The sequence below is a fragment of the Komagataeibacter europaeus genome (assembly GCF_002173515.1).
Taxonomy (GTDB): Bacteria; Pseudomonadota; Alphaproteobacteria; order Acetobacterales; family Acetobacteraceae; genus Komagataeibacter; species Komagataeibacter europaeus.
The window spans coordinates 90,963-109,157 of record NZ_CP021468.1 but is presented as its reverse complement, the minus strand read 5'-3'; the positions used below and the strand labels follow the sequence as shown (position 1 = coordinate 109,157).

Genomic DNA, 18,195 nt, shown 5'->3' with positions numbered 1-18,195 from the left:
GTGGCCAATCCTTCGAGCGCTAGCTTCGTGGCCAACGTGTTCGTAGCGCCTGCCATCAAGGCTTACCTCAATCCGACCGACCAAAATGGCATTCAGCTGACGCGTCTGAGTGACTCCGTCCTCACGACGAGCACGCGCCTCTACCACGCCGAACCAGGCGAAGTGCAGGACGTGGACACGGTACCAAACGGTCCACTTATTCTGGACGGCCTTATTGTCAACGCATGGGCCTATTCGTCGGGGCGCGGGGATTATTTCCATGCGAATAGCGGCACATCTGAGGGGCAGTTCATTTTCATTCACGCCGCTCTCATGGCGTCCACGGTCCTGGCGACAGGTACGACGCAGGAACGTGCGGCATCGCGCTGGTTCCGCAAGTTGGTCTATACGATGCTCGACGCCATGGGAGACGGAAGCCTGAATGGCCCCATGCTACGTCAGCCGGTGCCAACCGATCCAGATACGATCTGTGAACTGCATTGGCTGTTCGCTGCACGTGGCGATATCCCCGAACGAAATCTGCTTTATTCGTACGAAGCTACACCAGGCGATGATGGGAAGCTGCGTATTACGGAAAACGCCCGTGGTGCCAGCGTTTACGACGTGATGATGATTTACCCGTCAACATCGCAACTATTGTACGACGGTGTAAGCAGTCCGGCATACGACATTGCCAATCCCGGCAATCCTACCCAGACGACCCTGACTTCGGACGACTGGCAGGTAGAACAGTTCGATACGGCTATTACCATTCCGGCCAAAAACGATCATGGCGATCAGAGGTGGTCCCCATTTTTCGGACAGGGCGATAAGCTATCATCTGGCCTGAACGAGGACGGGTTTTATGGGCAAGGTTACGCGGAAGAGGTATGCGGCAGAGTTCAAGTCACGGGTTGCGCTGGAGGCGATCCGTGGGGAACTGACGCTGGCGGAACTGGCTTCGAAACATGGGGTACATCAGACGATGATCGCCCAGTGGAAACGGCAGGCGATCGAGGGGATGGCGGCGACCTTTTCCGGGAAGACGGTGGCTGAGCCCCCGGTCAGCCCAGCTGACGTGGAGAAACTGCACGCGAAGATAGGCGAACTTCTCGTGGAACGGGATTTTTTACGCGATGCCTCTGCTCGGTTGGGCGTGATCAGAGGCGGCAGATGATTGACCCGAAGAGAGCATGCCTGCCGATAATCCGGCAATGCACGCTGCTGCAACTCAACCGGTCGGGCGTCTACTATCGGCCTGTGCCACAGAGCGAAGCCAATCTGGAGCTGATGCGGCTGATCGACGCCCAGTTCCTGGAAACGCCGTATTATGGCTCACGGCAGATGACATGGCATCTGCGCCGCCAGGGACATGAAGTGGGCCGCAAGCGGGTCCGGCGGCTCATGGCGATCATGGGCCTGCGGGCGATCTACCAGAAGCCGCGCACGACCGTGCCCCATCCGGAGCATCGGAAATATCCATATCTGCTACGGGATCTGGTCATCAATCGGCCTGACCAGGTCTGGTGTTCCGATATCACATATATTCCCATGAAACGGGGATTTCTCTATCTCGTGGCGATCATGGACTGGTTCACGCGCAAGGTCCTGTCCTGGCGTCTGTCGAACACGATGGACGTGGAGTTCTGTATCGAGGCGCTACAGGATGCCCTCATGCGCTATGGCGCCCCGGACATTTTCAATACTGACCAGGGGTCGCAATTTACGACACCCCGTTTCAGCGGGATACTGGAAGAGCGTCAGATCCGCATCAGCATGGATGGGCGCGGTCGCTGGCTGGACAACGTGTTCATCGAGCGTCTGTGGCGGTCGCTGAAATACGAATGCGTCTACCTGTACGCGTTCGAGACCGGATCAGAGCTGAGGGCCGGGCTTGGCAGATGGATCGCCCATTATAACGAAAGGCGTCCGCATACGGCGCTGGCTGGACGAACGCCCGATGAGGCGTATCATGACGTGCCGACGCCATCTGGTCCGGGGTTAACCCCGGACCAGATGGCCAACAGCAACGCCGTCAGAAGGGCGGCATAACAACAACCGGGTATAGCTTATCAAGCCCGCAAAACTGTCCGAACGGACGGGACCACCTCACTACAGATTGCCGAATTTGATGATTTGCAAACCATTGGCATGGCAGCCACACTCTCGATCCACATAAAGTCGTTGGGGGAGATCGACTATGAGGTGCTGCGAAAGGTATCCGACTACTTCATGTCGATACCATCCTTCGCGCTCGAGAAGGTTCTTCGTGTGCTAAAGGAGGTGGGCTTTGTTCGCCTGGTCGAAAAAGGCAGGCGGATAGAAACGGTTATACCGAATATCCCGCTTTTCGACGATGTCTATCAGAAGATAGGCGAGTTTGCGGACTCCGAATGTACTCTTAACGCACATGAACAGGCGACAATGTTGCTGCTGGGCGAGTTATACACTGCTCCCGGCAATAAGGACGCTATCCGCAATAAGCTTGGTATCGAAAATATCGTTTTCGAACGTTGCATAGCTCTGGGAGACCGTAGTGGTATCGTTTCCAGTTATAAGGCTCGCGGGAAAAACATACTGATAAGCCCGTTCTATTTTGCCGATAATCTTGAGAGCCTCGCCGATGCGGCTGCGAAGTCCGGGGCTTCGGCGATCAGTTCCACCTTGCAGAAGGTTAAGAATAATCAAGGCTGGCCGTTGTCTCTGGTGGGAACGAGAAAAGAGATCGGTGGGGTAAAGCTCTCTGCGACCGAAGTTGCGCTGATTCAGAAACTTTCCACCGAAGGGGTAATAAAACCGCCGACGATCAAATTCGGTAAGGCGCAGGAGTCCTTCATATTTACTCCCCGTCCCGGCTCCGGTCGCCTGAACGCTGCAAATCGGGAAATTTACGAGCGGGCTATGGCGCTAGTCGCCGCCGTACGCAAGGGTCAACTCTTGCCGGGCGAATATCGAATTATTTCGCCGGTGCGTATCCTTGAGGTCTTCCGTGATCGTGGTTTCATCGGTTCAAACTCCGAAGCCGGTCTCCAGTACCACAATCTTGTAGTCCTGCGCGTGGGACGGTTGTCGGAGACGACGCCCGGGAGATGGGAGCTTCATCTCATCCGCACCCCTGAGAATGAGGCGTCCCTGACCCTCGCGATCCAGATCCTCCGTAGCGGTGTATTGGCAGGTATGGAGGTCAACGAAAATGCCCGCATTGCACTGTCCAAGGATGAGACCTACATTCAATCGTTGATTTCATCCTCTGAGATGAGGCGGCGCACGAAGCAGGTTGAAGATCCGCAGGCGGTCTTCGAGTTTGAACAGATGATCACAAAGCTCGGATAATCGATAATGGGGAAATTCGACAAGGATCGCTATCTCAAGGAGCTTGCCATGCAGTTCTGTCTGGCGCGTGGCATGCTGCCGTTCCTTGAGGTCGTCGTATCGAGTGCCTCCGAACTTACGGAGAAGCCGGAAGTACTCACTGATCTGGATGTGCTAGGAATTGAATTCGTCTCCGACTCAAACATCAGGCGCACTTTGTTTGACTGCAAATCCGGAAAAATGAGCCCGATAAACCGAGCCTTCTGGGCCAGCGGGGTCGCCTCATATACAGGTTGCGACGAGGCGATGGTCCTGCTCAAGACGCCTGCCGTATTCAATCATCGCATCTCCGCGTTGAGAATGCGAGTGGATCTGCATGATGAAAAGTCCTTTCGCGATTTGAGTTTGACATATGATGCCGCGTTCGATCGTCATAACATGTATCAGTCATCTATCGATCGATGGAATGCACTTGCCGACGCTTACGCCAGAAATGTTTGGTCGGAAGGTCTAAATAGTCTTACGAATAACATTGCTCCGCTCTCCAATGCCCCTTGGCATGCATTTAGGAGGTTTGTGGCTGAGTTGCGTGACCTTCGCGGACAATTCGATCCCGCGAACCGCGAGCATATTGCCATCTTCCTTAACGCTTTGGCCTCAGTCTTTTTACTTTGGGCTTCTATCGGACGTGACGTTCGCCGGTTCTATGAGCCTACGATGGACAAGAAGAAGTTCGAGATTTCGCTCCGGTATTATATTTGGGGTGGCAAGGAGGCATATGAACTTCGTCGTCACATGCGCGAGAAGCTAGAAAAAAACGCACCGGAATCCACAGTTTTTGACCTTAGAGCGTGGGATAAACTAATCGCGTTTGCGGGCCTCGTGATGCATGCTCCGCAGGAAATTTTCCGCTGCGCAGTCGTCAGCCGCGAGCTTGCGATCAGGGAAGTAAATGCACCCGATGCGAAGCTCGATCTTTCTCTCAATGCTATGATAAACAGCAACAAGCGGGTGCGGCAGTTTTCGCTCTCGATGGCCGAATATCTGATTGCGGCGAGCGGCATTCCTCGCGAGATGAAAACAGCCATTGAATCTCTGTTCCTCAAATCGCTGTAAGGCAACATGGGATGCTGGTCTGTGAACCGGCTTCGGGTCCGTGCTTTGGCGCATTCTCACTACAGTTCGTTGCCGCATTCATCGCCCGTCAAAGGGTGCCGTACGCACATTGCATTCTAAATATCTTGTCGACCCATACCTCGTGCGACGAAGGGGCTCTTTTGTTCCTGCATCAAAGCGGATCGCTCTCTTGTCAGCATCCGGTATGAGCCACCTTGTAGACCGACAGGGTAGGATATCTTCTTCGATGAAGGGACGATGTTATCGGGAATGAGCACGAGACGGTCGCCGCGGCTGCTCAGCAGAAGCATGCGGCAATCGACATTGTAGGGAACGTTGACGGGCCTACACGCCCGCTCTTCGCTCCCAGGTTGTAAAAGGCTATTTCGAAAGCGGCCTTTCCATTCGCGATGTGGGCCGCCAGCATGGGATCCATGTCAGTCCTCTCTATCGCTGGCGGCACGAATGCCGTCGGCGCGGCAGAGGCGGCCCTAAGAGGCCCCCTTGTGCCTGTCAGACTGGCAGAACCTGTTGCGCAGGAAGGTCTGGTGCCAGGGCAGATGGAAATTACATTCTGCGACGGCAGCGTCCTGCGTTTCCGTCACTATGTTCCACTCGAGAGGGTTGAACGCCTGATCATGCTGCTGCGTCCATAATCCCGGTTGTGTCCGGTGTTCAGATCTGGCTGGCAACAGGTGCGACCGACATGCGGCTCAGCATGCCCGGTCTGGACCTGAAGTTTCAGGAGGCCCTGGGACGCAACCCCATGCGGGAGACCTGGTTGCCTGCAGGGGGGGCTGAAGGTCTGCTTAAATTACTCTGGCACGGTAGACTGGGCATGTCGCTCTACGCCAAACGGCTCAAGAAAGGCCGCTTCATATGGCCCTCGCCCGCAGAGGACATTGTTGCGCCATCACCCGCGCAACAGGGTTACCTGCTGGAAGGCATCGACGGGGGGGGCATCCGCAACGCACATTGCGGCCGGAACTGGCAGGCTGAATGAATTTTTCGGTACGCAGCAGGGCCGATCCATGCTGTCATGGGCAGCGTGGAGACCGGGATATCGGAGATAGATCGCCTGCGGGCGGCCCTGGCAGCGTCCGAGGTGGCCCGTCAGGAGGCTGAACGGCGCGCAACGGGTCCCCAAGCGATGGTCGCGCATCTGAAATTGCTGATCGTCAGGATGCGGCAGGATCGCTTCGGTGCGTCCTCTTGAGCGGGGCGGACGCCTGCTCGAGCAGTCGGAACTCGAGCTCGAGGATCTGGAAACGGCGATCGCCGAAGACAATCCCGCCAACGCGCCAGCGACGATGGTCAGGGCATCGGAAACGGGTGTTGAGCGGCAGCGCCAGGCGCCTGTGGCTCTGCCGCATGAGCCGGTCGCTCTCCGGGCCCTATGTAGTGACCATGCTGTAGTTTATCCCGTCTGGGAAAGCTGCGCGAGAGCATGACCAAGATGCTGGACGTCGTCCCCAGACAATTCAGGGTGATCCAGATGGTGCGGAAGAAAGTCTGCTGCAGCAACTGCGAGAGTATCACGCAGCCACCGGCGCCGTGCCATCCGCTCGCCCGGAGCCCGCGCCATGGCTGCTGTCGGCGATCCTGACTGGCAGGTTTGCCGATCATTGGCCGCTGTACCGCCAGAGCATGGCCGTTGCCCGCGCAGGGATCGACTTCGACACATCCACGCTGGTTGGCCGATGCCTTCTCATATCGGGCTGCGAGAGCCCGCCACTCCTGACGCCTTCCCCATAGATTTTCGACCAGATGCCAGGAACCCCAATTCAGGCAGGCGACCTCACGATTGTGCTGCGCTGGAGGGATGACAGGACGAGAGCCGCAGTGCCAAATATCTTCACGGCATCTATGTGACGCATACCCAGGATCGCGAACGACATAGATTGATGGGTGTGGCAGATTGTCGCGCAGACCGTAGGCACACGGTAATTCGTGCGCCTGCCAGGATGACAGAGTATAAGGACAATCCTGTCATGACTGTCCGTAGCCATGAGGAGCAGAGAGCCTCACGATCCTTTCGGAGTTCTCTGTGCTCTTTTTTTAGCCGCCCGGCCCCCTTGTGATGGGCACGGATTCTCATGACATCAAGAAAGACCATGCACCAGGGCCTGATCCCTATCTTTGATTTTGTCAAAGAGGCGCAGCCATACACCAAGCCTAGACAATCGAACGACAAACTGTGCTGCAATCCACCATGGACCAAACTCAGTTGGCACGACACGCCATTTCGCACCGTTCTGATGACGCCAGAAAAGCGCGAATATTCTTGCCCTTCGGGTGGAATCCTCGATCAGCGTTTCCCAGACAGACCAGACCTGATCAGAAAAGACAAACTGCATCACACTCATCATAATCAGCGATGCAGTCCGTTTTGTCATTCAAGGCATGACAGATCCTAGCAACGTCTGGAAAACGATCGGGCGCAGAAGGAGCGTGCCGTCCATTTATGACGACATCCGCCCCTCAAGGGTGCGAGCCGACTCCGCGATGGGACAGAGGAGCGCGCCTCGGGAGAGGTTATTTTCTCCTTGCGCGTATGTTATTTGTATATTATCACGTTAATAACGACGTTAAGGGAAACGCAACATGCAAGCAAGGAGTAGAAAATGGCCCTAACCATGCGCCAGATTGATGATTTCATTGATGCCGCGCTTGACCGCCTTTCAAGCGAGCACGGAGTGACCATCAGTCGTTTTTATGTCGATCTTCGCTCATACCAACAGCGCATCACCCCGAGACTTGTTGAACAGTGCGTAGGCATTTGTGAGGCGCGCGGGCTTTATGCGGAACGTCAGGGTGACGGCCTGTATGTGGTTGTAGACCTAAATACCTGTTTCCTGAATCCGAGCCAAGCATTGGTCTTTAGCACAGCGTTGGCATTTACACGAAGCCAATATGGTAACCACGTTTGATAGCATTGTTGAGGTTCAGGTTATGAAATGTCCCGAATGTAAAGCTGATGTGCATATGCATGGCAGAGTATTGTGCTGGTGCGAAAAGGATAATTGCACGGGTCAGCGTTGCGGCGCAAATGAACTGTATGCAAATTACACGTGTCCAAATGGACACACCGGAACGCCACCAGAAACTAAAGCCTACCACGAGAGTCATTCTCCGGAATAGACTTTTTTCCAGAACTTTCACTAATAGCCGACAATCTGCAGGGGTCAGTACCGAGCATAGGCAGGGGCGTCACCGATACGCTTTGAATATCCGATATTGCATCAAGCCGTCGCTCACTGGTTTTCTTACAATCCACAGTAATGTCATATGTATGATCTATTGAGGTTTGCTTGACAACGTCCACTTTCCACTAATCGTCATAACCGCATGGATGCCCGACATGTGGCGAGTGCTACCTGTCAGCTTAATTCCTGGTCCCGGTTGTTCCGAACCGGATAGCCTAATGAATTGGCAGTCTGACTGATAATGCGGCATTGGGCCGCGTTGTCATATGCTCGACCATCCATCGGCCGTCTGTCCCGCAAGTTCAAAAAACGGTCTTCGCAACGGTTTTCGCCTCAGTGACTCCATAGCCCGACAGTCTGCCGAACATGAGCGGTGCCAACGCCATCTCCAGACGCTGACTGATCGCCTCCACCACTTGTATCTGCGCACGTTGGCCCAGCAATTCCCCAGATGGGCGATCATGTAATGGATCGACTGCAGCCGCGGGATCAGCTCTACGATGGCGCCCTCCAGCGTCGCGCGCGGGCCGAAATCCGTTTTCAGGGCACACACGATCTCGGTGCCTCGCTTTAGAATTTCGGCGTCCAGGTGGCGCAGATCGGTCCAACGCTTTTAAGGCCGGGTGGTCCGTCCTGCAGGAACGCGGCACGCTGCCGGTCGAGAATACGGTTTAGGTCTGCGGGTGTGACATCGGACATCCTTTCGCGTAATTAGGAAACTTCTTTTCACCTCATTTAAGAAGGGTATTTCCACAATTGACGTATTAAAATAGGCGATTGATAAAATGGGATTTCTATTCCCGTTAATGCGGCTTTTCAGCAAAAACCCTGCAATGCACCTGCTCCAGAGCCGTTCCACCATGTCTGTCCGCCTGCCCTGCTGCCCATATGATCGCCAGGGACCATACGACTGGGCAACCCTGCCATGCTGAGCGATGTCCGGATCTTTGGCGCCAGCAGGCAGGCGCAGGCCGCACTGCACGCCCGTGTTGATCCCCTGACGCGGCAGCGTCTGGCCGAGACACAGGATCCGGCGCGCTGGCGCGAAATCCTCTCGACCGCGCGGTTCACACCGCCCCTGCCCCTGCTTCTGGCCGGCATCGAATTGCCGGACGGTAGCTATTCCCCGGATACCCCCTCGCCCAGAACGTGCCGTATGCGTCGGCCGCCCAACAGATGGCTCAGGACCATGTGGCCGATATCCCGTCAGGGTTCGAACTGGCCATCGGACTGGAAATCGACGATGGCACCCCCTGTTTCCTGGCCTGGTTCCGGCCGCTCCAGCCTGTAGGCTCCTGTCCCGAGGCGGGAGACGCAGTTCCCCCTGCGCCGGTTGGCCAGCCGGCCGCAGCCGTCGCCCAATGGTTTTCCGTCGTCTCGGCGCAGCCCGTCCCCGAACATGATGGCCGCCTGGCCACGGCCCGTCAGGCGGCCGATGCCTATATGCACCGCAGCAAGGCAGAGAACACACTGCGCACCTATCGCGCTGCCGTCCGATCCTGGTGCCACTGGGCTGCCGGCCACGCCCTGCCCGCCCTGCCGGCCCGCGGCGAGGATGTTGCCGCCTATCTGGCCGACATGGCGCTGCAGGGCCGCAGGACCAGCACCATCGACCTGCATCGTGCCGCCCTGCGCTACCTGCACCACCTGGCGCAGATTGCCGTACCCACCGCCCACCCGATGGTCACCGCAACGCTCGCCGGCATCCGTCGGGAGGCAAAGGAAACCCTGCCCCGCCAGAAGACCGCGCTCACCTGGGACTGAACTGCCCCGGGTTTACCGGAGAGTAAAACTCTCGGAGGATGAGCCCTATGGCAGAGAAGAAGAAGACATCGCGATATTCGCCTGAGTTCCGTGAGCGCGCCGTGCGCCTTCTGGACGAGCATCGCTCGGATTACCCTAGCCTATCGGCGGCCTGTCGCGAGATTGGTGGCAAACTGGGCTGCTCGGGCGACAGCCTGCACGACTGGTGGAAGCAGGCCCGACGGGACGCTGGGGCGCAACCGGGGCCGACCTCGGCCGAGACGGCACGGATCAAGGCGTTGGAGCGCGAGGTCCGTGAACTGCGTCAGGCCAATGAGATCCTCAAGAAGGCCTCGGCTTATTTTGCTCAGGCGGAGCTCGACCGCCCGTTTCGCAAATGATCGCGTTTATTGAAACCTACCGTGCCGATTACGGGGTCGAGCCAATCTGTCGCGTTCTGCCGATTGCCCCGTCCACGTTTTACCAGCAGGCGGCCATGGCAAGAGAACCGGCTAGGGCCAGCCCGCGTGCGCGGCGCGATAGGGAGTTGATGGAACATATCCGTCGGATCTGGCAGGACAACCGTGTTGTTTATGGTGCGCGCAAGGTCTGGCACAGCCTGCAGCGTGAAGGACGACAGGTTGCGCGCTGCACTGTTGAGCGCCTGATGCGGCAGATGGGTCTGAAGGGTGTGATCCGGGGCCGGAAGGTCATCACGACCCGTCCGGATACGGCGCGCCCCTGTCCCGATGACAGGGTCAACCGGCAGTTTCAGGCCGAGGCTCCCAACCAGCTCTGGGTCTCGGACTTCACTTATGTCCAGACCTGGAATGGCATGGTCTATGTGGCGTTCATCATTGATGTGTTCGCCCGCAGGATCGTGGGCTGGAAAGTCTCGACTTCCATGACCACCCAGTTCGTGCTCGATGCCCTTGAACAGGCCATCTGGCAACGAAAGCCCGCGGGAAACAAGGCGCTGATCCATCATTCGGACCGTGGATCACAAGGCGGATTCAACCGGTCGTCGCAACACCTTAATATTGGAGGTGTAGACGATGACAGGGAAACGGAAATCGGATCGGTCCACAAGGCGCAAATTGTGCTCGCCAGGACGGCCGCCTGTCTGGCAGCGTGAGACCCTTTGTCGGTTCTGGCAGGGTATCGCGGCAGGTCTTTCCAGCGAAGAGGCTGGTATCGAAGCCGGTGTTTCTGCTCCAGTTGGAAGCCGTTGGTTTCGGAGTTCTGGCGGGATGCCACCCACACATTTAACCCCTTCGGCCTCTTGCCCACAGGGCCGTAGTCTTTCTTTTTCCGAGCGTGAAGAAATCGCCCTGGAATGCGCACGCAAGACCGGGGTGCGTGCTATTGCCCGCAAGCTGGGACGTTCGCCCAGCACGATATCTCGTGAGATCAGGCGCAATTCTGCGACCCGGAGCGGGGATTTCAATTATCGTGCCATTACAGCGCAATGGCATGCGGATCGTGCGGCCCAACGTCCCAAAGTGAGTAAGCTGGCACAGAATTCTACCTTGCACGATTATGTCCACGATCGCCTTGCAGGCCTGATCGCCACGCCGGATGGTGTCGCACTGAAAGGGCCTCTCGTGATATGGAAAAAGCGACGGGCAGTTCATCGTCAAAGTCGACGCTGGTCCCTTGCATGGAGCCCGGAACAGATCGCGCAACGGCTGAAGATGGATTTCCCAGAGGATCAGAGCATGCGCATCAGTCACGAAGCAATTTATCAAGCACTCTACATCCAGGGGCGCGGCGCTCTGAAACGCGAACTTTCCGCCTGCCTGCGCTCGGGGCGGGCACTCCGTCTTCCTCGGGAACGTGCGCGTAAGCGAGGCAGATCTTTTGTCGAAGACGCCTTGATGATCAGTGATCGTCCGGCAGAGGTTGCGGACAGGGCTGTGCCGGGCCATTGGGAAGGCGACCTTATTCTCGGCCTTGGTAGTTCAGCGATCGGAACTTTGGTCGAGCGCACAACGCGCTTTACGATGTTGCTGCATCTGCCGCGGATGGAAGGGCATGGAAAAACCAGAGTGATCAGGAATGGTCCAGCCCTTGCCGGTCATGGGGCCCAGGCCGTTCGTAACGCGATTGCAGGGACCATCATGGAGCTACCTGCCAGTCTACGCAGATCCCTGACCTGGGATCAGGGAGCGGAGATGGCACAACACGCCCAACTCCAGATCGATACCGGTCTTGATATCTACTTCTGTGATCCAAAAAGCCCCTGGCAACGTGGCAGCAACGAAAACACCAATGGTCTGCTGCGCCAATACTTCCCCAAGGGAACGGATCTCACCCAGCATGATACCGATGCATTAAATGCGGTTGCCCATGCTCTTAATACACGGCCACGCAAAACACTCGGTTGGAAAACACCCGCAGAGGCACTCGACCAACTGCTCAAACAACATATAATCGAAGGTGTTGCGACGACCGGTTGAATCCGCCCAATACCTGTCGATCCGATATACCGAACGCCTGGCTCTGGCTGACATCGACGCCTCGGTCGGCACGGTTGGTGACAGCTACGACAATGCACTGGCGGAAACCATCAACGGTTTATACAAGGCCGAGGTCATCCATCATCTGGGGCCATGGAAATCCATGGCGCAGGTCGAATGGGAAACCCTCAAATGGGTGGACTGGTATAATAACCGACGCCTGCTGGCGCCAATCGGCTACAGGCCTCCCGCCGAAGCCGAACGAGCCTTTTATGCAGATCAGAGCAGACTTGATATCGCTGCCTGATTACTGAACAAATCGCTCTCCGGTAAACCCGGGGCAGTTCACAGCAGATTATTGGTGATCTGGTCAGACGGGCACGCGTCCATCAGATCCCGACGCCTCTCCTGGATCTCGCGGATCTGAATCTGCGCGTGTATGAACAGCAAAGGCACGCGTGAAGACGGACAGGGGGGACACGAGGCACCGGCAGACATATCCGCTTCGGAGATCATGCTCGCCTTGTTCGACGGTCATTTTTCCTGCATGAACAGCCGGAATGGGACTTCTGACTTGTGGGGATTTTCTGCCGATCTGCGTTAGGAAAGCGCCACGCTGATAGCGGCCATCCTCAGCACCCAGTCAGATTCTGGAAAGCCGGCATCGTTTTTGACCGGCATCTTGATTACTTTATGGTAGGAAAGGGGGGAAAGTTATTGGCGGTCTACACGTGAATATCGATTAGAATCAGAAGACTCTCGATCGCTACGCGATCCACGACCAAATTCGTAGCTGGATATGATATACTCAAGCCAGGTTGTCGCGATTTTTTAACGTCGAGGACATGACATTTTTGAACCGTTGCAGATTAGACGTGCCTCTCATTAATACGGGTAAAGCCTCACGGCACAGGACCAACATAATTGGCTAGGCCACCTCTCTTCGCCGGTCCGCAGCGCGTGTTCGTTGCCCTTGCCGGCGGCGGTGCCAAGGGACTGATTCATGTCGGCGCACTGCGCGCACTGGAAGATCGTGGCGTGGTATTCTGTGGCCTCGCAGGAACCTCAGCCGGGGCGATCGTGGCCGCGCTCAAGGCAGCGGGCTTCTCTTCCCGCGATCTGCTCGACCCGGATGGCGGCCCGACACTGATCGACCAGCTCAACGAGATTGATCCCGACTTCAACCGCGCGACCGATATCTTCGGACGCACCGGTTGGGCGCGCGTACTACTTTTCCGATGGGCGTCAGCCCACAGCTGGGTCGTAAAAACGTTAGCGCTCGTGCTGACGATTGCTATTCCACCCGCGCTGATCCTAGCTGGTGCAACCCGTTCGGCACCCGTGATCGCCTCGGCAGCACTTGCGATAGTCGGGTTGGCAGCGCTCGGATTTCTTGCCGCGCGCGTCTTCATTGGTGGGCTGGCGGACGTTCAGCGCTTTCGAACGGTTCTGGGCACGCTGCTCCAGCGTAAACTTTATCCGGCCGAACCGGATCGTATCGTTACTATGGCCGATTTCGGACGTGACGGTCGCCCAACCCTGAAGATTGTCAGCGCCAATCTCAGCAGGCGCAGCTTGCAGTTATTTTCGCCCCATCGGACGCCGGATGTAGCGGTCGCAGACGCAGTCGCAGCTTCCATTTGCCTGCCGATCATTTTCGAGCCCTGGCGGATTGGACAATCGACATTTGTTGATGGGGGCATTGTGTCCAATCTACCAGCCTGGCCCTTCGACGAGGAACGTGAACTCGATCCACAGGCTCTGACAATCGCGGTCGAGATTGCCGACACCTCGAACGCGCCGGTCGTCCGCCGCTTCAACTGGATTCCGTCCGCCATTCGGACGGCCCTTTTTGGATCCGCCGAACTCAACCTTCGTGTCTCAGGACAGGCCGAGCAACTCATACTCGAGAGCAGTCTTAACCTGCTACAATTTGATCTTACTGTCGATCAGGCGAGGCAGGAGGTGCGTGACGGGGAAGCTGCTGCCAGCGTCAGGCTCGACAAGCGCCTTTTCCGTCGCCCGGAGCTTTATCGTAACGCCTGTGAAGTCACGCGGGGTCTGGCCGAAGACGTTATCGAGTCAGCGCTCTCGATCAATGCGAAGCACGTCCGTGTTGCGATCGCAGTGCCCGACCGGGATTACCACCATTCGCTGCGTCTACGGTTCTCCACTGGCTACGAAACCCATGCAGACGAAGGAATGCTGATACCGATCGAGGGCTCAATTCTCGGTGAAGCATGGCGAACTCAGGAATCGCGTTTTGAGCTTGCACCCTTCCCCAATAAACTGAACCTGCCTGGTGATGCAAATCGGTTTCGGCGCAAACTTCAGTGGCCGAAATTGTTCTGGCAGTTATGCATCCCTATATCAGATGGCAACGGCCGCCCACGTTTCGTCGTTTATATGGGCGGGGATGCGAAACTCAAGCCAGACGAAAGGCTTGAGGTTGCGGTGACCGAGATTGAAAATGCTGTAAATGAGTTCTTTAGTCTGATAATAGAGGAACTGTTCGAACTGGAAGATGATGATGGCATGGAAAAGCACCACCTTTAAGCGATCGACCACGCCTGATCAATTTTTGGTCGCGGCTAGTGCTGTGTCCGATACCTCAAAGGGCGGCAGCAGGCGAAGAGGTTGGAAACGGATAAAAGATGCAGGAACACCTGCTCCAAAAACGGCAGGTGAGGCAAAGCAAGCCAGTTCACTCGCTGTTGCCAAACATCGCGATGCAATGTCGGGCGTTCTTCTCGAGGCAAAAAAAATCGCTGACGATCGACGAGAGATGCTTAATTCCATTAAGGATCCCGACCTCAAGCGCAGTGCTGCTCGCTGAACTCGCGGCTCCAAGCGCATGAACACAATCGCGATTGGCCTTGATCTGGTCGATCTTGACCGCTTCCAGCTTCTCTATGGTGCGTTCGATCCCGACGTCCTCGACCGAGTGTTTACATTACGCGAACGAGCTTTCGAGGGTACTGACGCAGCGCGGCTAGCCCACCTCGCCGCCCGGTTTGCGATAAAGGAAGCGGTCCTCAAAACAGTCGGCGGTTTACAGGACGGCATCGCTTGGACCGACATCGAACTTCTGTCCGACGGGGTCTCCGCCCCCCGTGTCGACGTGAGCGGGGGCGCGCGCGCCGCTGCAACGGCGCTCGGCATTTCCGAATGGCTGGTCAGCGTGACCCATAGCACTCAAAGCGCGGCAGCGGTGGCGCTCGCAATCGGCGGCACCGCAACATAAGTTAGGATCCCCGACATCCGATCAGTCTCCTCTGAGCTGCCCGACGCCGCGAAGTTTTTCCCCATATCGCAAAACCACAAATGATAGCACTATGACACGTGCATGCACGTTCCCCAGATGGTCGTGAGCAACTCCTCGTCGACACCGTCAAACCCTACGAAAAATTATGGCTGCGGTCGTAGCCGAAGGTAGCAGCGGCGATGCCTTCTTCAACTGCCGCAGGGTGTCAATCGTCTTCCACTTCATCGAGCGTGGCGAAACTTCTGAGGCGGACGTCCGTCGGCACCATATGGGGACGATGCCCATGATAATAGCCAATCCGTTTTTGCCGTCCTCGTCCACAAAGTCCGATCCGGTCTCGACCGGATGTACATAAATGCATTCTTGTTTCAGTGGTCTCCGCATATGCTCAATGCCGGACGCCAGGACCGCGCCTTGCGCGCGAGCCCGTCCTTGATCGCCAACAGATAGAAAACGCCCTTGTGCATCGGGATATAAGTGATATCGAAACACCACACTTGGTTAATCTGGTCGATCATCAGATCCCGCAGTACACACAGATATTCCCGATGCTCTGGATGTGGCGCAGTCGTGCGCGGTTTCTGATAGGCCGCCGGCAGGCCCATTCTTACCGTGAACCGGCGAACCCGCTTGCGGCCGAGATGACGAAGATGCCGGTTCACTGACGGGCCCCGTAACACGGTGTCTCCAGGAACTGCGCGTCGATCAGCCGCATAGGTTCCAAATTGGCCGCGCTCTCTGGCACCAGCCGGTAGTAGACGCCCGATCGGCGAAGTTGCAGCAACATGTATTGCCGCACGCCCGAAAGCCGAGGCCGTTTCAGGTCGATCTTTTGCCGCGTCTCATCACGCCCAACCGAACAGAGGCATCGCGCAAAAAATCACGTTCCACCAGCAATCGGCCCGTCTTCACATGCAGCTTCTCCACGTAGGCCGGACTGGATGTAGCTTCCGGTGCTGCCTTGCCAGAAAAGAGGCTTGCCATGCCCCCAATCGCCTGGCGCCGTCATCGGACGATCATCGTATGATACACGCCATGCTTCGACGCCAGTTCCGCCAGCGTCTGGTCACTCCGGATCATCTCCAGCGCGACCCGCGACCTGAACTCGCCGAATACCCTCTCCGCGTAACCTTGCCCATAAACCCACCCTTCTCAGGTCAAATCATAGCGTATCGCCCTATCCAAAAAAAAGAGAGCCACCTTTGTAACAGAGATACCCACTTTTCCCTATCCCATGCCAACGATCGTGACAATCACACAATTTAGCCTGGGGACGAAAGAGCACAGAAGTCTGGTATTGTGATCCAAATCTCATTATCAGAGGTAGCGATGCGCGACGGCTTTCTACGTCAAACCTGCCTATCAAAGAAATGGTCCATACACTACAAAGAGGACACTTCCGGTAGAGCTGCTCCTTCTTTCGCATCAAACGCCCAAACACGAAATTCCTGACAGTCCCACTCCTCAGCATCCTCACAGGACCACAGGGAACCGCCCACATCATCAGTTCTCAGTGAAAATCAACGATCATCTCTTTAATTCCCCTCGAACATACCATTGGTGTCCTTTTTCTTGTCTTTGTGAGGCTCAACCCATTCAAGCTGCTCGACCGGACTGCCCTTTTTATGAGGATAATAAACAATCATTGTTTTTTTAATTTCATCTGTTGTGTCTATAATAATTGGGACATGCACATAGTGATCGTTTAAGTCTCCATATCTGGGTTTGAATGTCTTTTCTTCACGAGATCCATAAGTCTCATACATACTGAAAGAATAGTATCCCATGTTCATTTCCAGATACCATTTTCCTGGAGCAACATTATCAAATTCAAACTGACAGAAACGCTGCAAGGGAGCCTTCTTCATATAAGACTGTGCCAGCTTTGAGGGTGTATCCGTAAAATGCCATCCAGACGTCTCGATTTTCCACCACTGATCAAAATAGCTGCTTTGCGGGTATAGGGTGGCATAGGTTGCCCCCCCACTATCACAGCGTTTTTCCTTACCATATCTGTTAATTGTATAGCCGCGTACAATCAGTTTTGACGATGAAGGGATTTTTGACCAGGCGACTTCATTCACATCGAATTGCTTTGGCAAACGTGGGCCGCCACATGCAGTAAGAGCCAAAAAACTTAACAAATATATTTTCTTCATAACTTATACCTGACAATAGAGGTGATGTTGTGGACGGCCCCCGCACGGAATGTGAATAGTCCCCAGATTTCTGGACGCCTTGAGCATTCAAAACCTGCTGTTGTTCGAACTGCACGGTAAGCGGCCGTTTGAGGCCGCTTACCGTGGCTGTAATCATGCTGCTCGATGTCCTGCGACGCGCTCGCTGCAACCGAACCCAGCGTGATCCCATGCCCTGCCACAAGCGTGGTGTCGTCCAGCGCGCTGAGCGACCTGCCATCAACGTCGGTTCGCCACGGACCGCCTATCAGTTCTCAGTAAAACGGATATTCTAAATTAACATTAAGATTTTTTTCTGAACTTATTTAAAATATCTTCATTCATATAAATAATATTTCCTTTAGGCATAGGAATATTGTCCAGAGATACCGGTTGTATAATCTTTAAAAAACCGTCCAGATTTTTAGCAATCTCAGTTATTGCACACATTCCTGTATATTCGTGATCATAAAAATATACCGAGCCACTACACTTCTCCATAAGGAAATAGTTCCCACTATCATCTAAGGCAAACGGAAAATAATTTTGAGTTATATTATTATCATTTAGAGATTTTATATATTCATGCACCTCTTCTAAAGGAATTATCTTTGAAAGATATGCCCCTTGATTTGGTGGTATTTCAATATAATTGTTAGGAATACTGGATCCATTGTATTTTTTTATAAAATTTTTATATGCGTCTGGAAATAAGAATCCTAATTTCTCCTCCCAATATACAATATCCCCATCTGATATTTCCCGTTCTTTATCGCCGAAACTGATCATTTTTCACTCCTCAACCTATTCTTTATTACAGAAGCTCCACCAGAGTGGTGCCTGCGTGGTCATTCCCCAGCGCAGCAATCGCCTCGAAAGACGCCCGTTCGATGGGAGCCTGGTCAAAGCGCGTCATCTCATCGAGAGCTTCTTTTGCA

At 55.3% G+C, this 18,195-nt stretch carries 15 protein-coding genes, 5 pseudogenes and 1 other annotated feature; of the genes and pseudogenes, 16 read left to right on the top strand and 4 right to left on the bottom strand.

Annotation, left to right across the window (positions count from 1 at the left end; all coding sequences use genetic code 11):
* Window positions 1-844 precede the first annotated feature (844 nt).
* The 7 genes from S101446_RS16345 (at window position 845) to S101446_RS18810 (ending at window position 6,162) form a co-directional block, all read left to right on the top strand.
* A protein-coding gene (locus S101446_RS16345) for an IS3 family transposase (protein WP_118963845.1) occupies window positions 845-2,031 on the top strand; the annotation gives its coding sequence in 2 pieces (ribosomal slippage) (window positions 845-1,103 and window positions 1,103-2,031; 1,188 coding nt in all).
* A gap of 99 nt (window positions 2,032-2,130) precedes the next feature.
* Window positions 2,131-3,312, top strand: coding sequence for a hypothetical protein (locus S101446_RS16340; protein WP_244184673.1), 1,182 nt, complete (start codon window positions 2,131-2,133; stop codon window positions 3,310-3,312).
* Between the two features lie 6 nt (window positions 3,313-3,318).
* A complete protein-coding gene (locus S101446_RS16335) occupies window positions 3,319-4,407 on the top strand; it encodes a hypothetical protein (RefSeq protein WP_087608956.1) in 1,089 nt (362 codons plus the stop codon).
* A 403-nt stretch (window positions 4,408-4,810) separates the two neighbouring features.
* Window positions 4,811-5,035 (top strand): hypothetical protein, encoded by a 225-nt coding sequence (locus tag S101446_RS18815; RefSeq protein WP_408884650.1) that lies wholly within the window; start codon window positions 4,811-4,813, stop codon window positions 5,033-5,035.
* Between the two features lie 36 nt (window positions 5,036-5,071).
* On the top strand, window positions 5,072-5,410 hold the full coding sequence (gene tnpB / locus S101446_RS16325) for an IS66 family insertion sequence element accessory protein TnpB (RefSeq protein WP_279629062.1): 339 nt from the start codon (window positions 5,072-5,074) through the stop codon (window positions 5,408-5,410).
* A gap of 444 nt (window positions 5,411-5,854) precedes the next feature.
* On the top strand, window positions 5,855-6,013 hold the full coding sequence (locus S101446_RS18530; protein ID WP_341865156.1) for a hypothetical protein: 159 nt from the start codon (window positions 5,855-5,857) through the stop codon (window positions 6,011-6,013).
* Entirely contained in the window at window positions 5,962-6,162 is a 201-nt protein-coding gene (locus S101446_RS18810) for an IS66 family transposase (protein ID WP_408884647.1), read from the top strand. The genes S101446_RS18530 and S101446_RS18810 overlap by 52 nt, the downstream gene beginning before the upstream one ends.
* Before the next feature lie 347 nt (window positions 6,163-6,509).
* Here S101446_RS18810 and S101446_RS16315 read toward each other — a convergent pair whose 3' ends face one another.
* Window positions 6,510-6,803, bottom strand: coding sequence for a transposase (locus S101446_RS16315; protein ID WP_087608953.1), 294 nt, complete (start codon window positions 6,801-6,803; stop codon window positions 6,510-6,512).
* Between the two features lie 228 nt (window positions 6,804-7,031).
* Here S101446_RS16315 and S101446_RS16310 point away from each other — a divergent pair, with 228 nt between their 5' ends.
* From S101446_RS16310 to S101446_RS16270, 9 genes and pseudogenes are all read left to right on the top strand, one after another.
* A complete protein-coding gene (locus S101446_RS16310) occupies window positions 7,032-7,337 on the top strand; it encodes a hypothetical protein (RefSeq protein ID WP_087608952.1) in 306 nt (101 codons plus the stop codon).
* 1,201 nt (window positions 7,338-8,538) lie between these two features.
* Window positions 8,539-9,374, top strand: a pseudogene (locus S101446_RS16300) (site-specific integrase); the annotation flags it as partial.
* 50 nt (window positions 9,375-9,424) lie between these two features.
* Window positions 9,425-10,410 (top strand): annotated as a pseudogene (locus tag S101446_RS18525) (IS3 family transposase); the annotation flags it as partial.
* Window positions 9,712-9,828, top strand: a sequence feature (AL1L pseudoknot). It overlaps the preceding pseudogene by 117 nt.
* 1 nt (window position 10,411) lies before the next feature.
* Entirely contained in the window at window positions 10,412-11,815 is a 1,404-nt protein-coding gene (locus S101446_RS16285; RefSeq protein ID WP_157684874.1) for an IS30 family transposase, read from the top strand.
* Window positions 11,816-11,819: 4 nt separating this feature from the next.
* Window positions 11,820-12,122 (top strand): annotated as a pseudogene (locus S101446_RS16280) (integrase core domain-containing protein); the annotation flags it as partial.
* Window positions 12,123-12,160: 38 nt separating this feature from the next.
* Window positions 12,161-12,277, top strand: a pseudogene (locus S101446_RS18805) (oxidoreductase); the annotation flags it as partial.
* Window positions 12,278-12,775: 498 nt separating this feature from the next.
* Entirely contained in the window at window positions 12,776-14,371 is a 1,596-nt protein-coding gene (locus tag S101446_RS16275) for a patatin-like phospholipase family protein (RefSeq protein ID WP_087609060.1), read from the top strand.
* Entirely contained in the window at window positions 14,340-14,651 is a 312-nt protein-coding gene (locus tag S101446_RS17860; protein WP_157684873.1) for a hypothetical protein, read from the top strand. Before S101446_RS16275 ends, S101446_RS17860 begins: the two co-directional genes overlap by 32 nt.
* 18 nt (window positions 14,652-14,669) lie before the next feature.
* Window positions 14,670-15,059 (top strand): holo-ACP synthase, encoded by a 390-nt coding sequence (locus S101446_RS16270; protein WP_087608948.1) that lies wholly within the window; start codon window positions 14,670-14,672, stop codon window positions 15,057-15,059.
* A gap of 419 nt (window positions 15,060-15,478) precedes the next feature.
* On the opposite strand, the pseudogene S101446_RS18520 reads toward S101446_RS16270, so the two are convergent.
* The 3 genes and pseudogenes from S101446_RS18520 to S101446_RS16260 form a co-directional block, all read right to left on the bottom strand.
* A pseudogene (locus tag S101446_RS18520) lies at window positions 15,479-16,219 on the bottom strand (IS3 family transposase); the annotation flags it as partial.
* A gap of 396 nt (window positions 16,220-16,615) precedes the next feature.
* Entirely contained in the window at window positions 16,616-17,239 is a 624-nt protein-coding gene (locus tag S101446_RS17845) for a hypothetical protein (protein ID WP_157684870.1), read from the bottom strand.
* Between the two features lie 321 nt (window positions 17,240-17,560).
* Window positions 17,561-18,046 (bottom strand): SMI1/KNR4 family protein, encoded by a 486-nt coding sequence (locus S101446_RS16260; protein WP_087608946.1) that lies wholly within the window; start codon window positions 18,044-18,046, stop codon window positions 17,561-17,563.
* Window positions 18,047-18,195: the final 149 nt, after the last annotated feature.

Bases quoted from the DNA above. Each gene is read 5' to 3' on its own strand.
- S101446_RS16285 (WP_157684874.1), top strand. From the start codon at position 10,412: ATGACAGGGAAACGGAAATCGGATCGGTCCACAAGGCGCAAATTGTGC.
- S101446_RS16270 (WP_087608948.1), top strand. From the start codon at position 14,670: ATGAACACAATCGCGATTGGCCTTGATCTGGTCGATCTTGACCGCTTC.
- S101446_RS17845 (WP_157684870.1), bottom strand. From the start codon at position 17,239: ATGAAGAAAATATATTTGTTAAGTTTTTTGGCTCTTACTGCATGTGGC.
- S101446_RS16315 (WP_087608953.1), bottom strand. From the start codon at position 6,803: ATGACAAAACGGACTGCATCGCTGATTATGATGAGTGTGATGCAGTTT.
- S101446_RS16310 (WP_087608952.1), top strand. From the start codon at position 7,032: ATGGCCCTAACCATGCGCCAGATTGATGATTTCATTGATGCCGCGCTT.
- S101446_RS16340 (WP_244184673.1), top strand. From the start codon at position 2,131: ATGGCAGCCACACTCTCGATCCACATAAAGTCGTTGGGGGAGATCGAC.
- S101446_RS16335 (WP_087608956.1), top strand. From the start codon at position 3,319: ATGGGGAAATTCGACAAGGATCGCTATCTCAAGGAGCTTGCCATGCAG.
- S101446_RS18530 (WP_341865156.1), top strand. From the start codon at position 5,855: ATGACCAAGATGCTGGACGTCGTCCCCAGACAATTCAGGGTGATCCAG.
- S101446_RS16260 (WP_087608946.1), bottom strand. From the start codon at position 18,046: ATGATCAGTTTCGGCGATAAAGAACGGGAAATATCAGATGGGGATATT.
- S101446_RS17860 (WP_157684873.1), top strand. From the start codon at position 14,340: ATGATGATGGCATGGAAAAGCACCACCTTTAAGCGATCGACCACGCCT.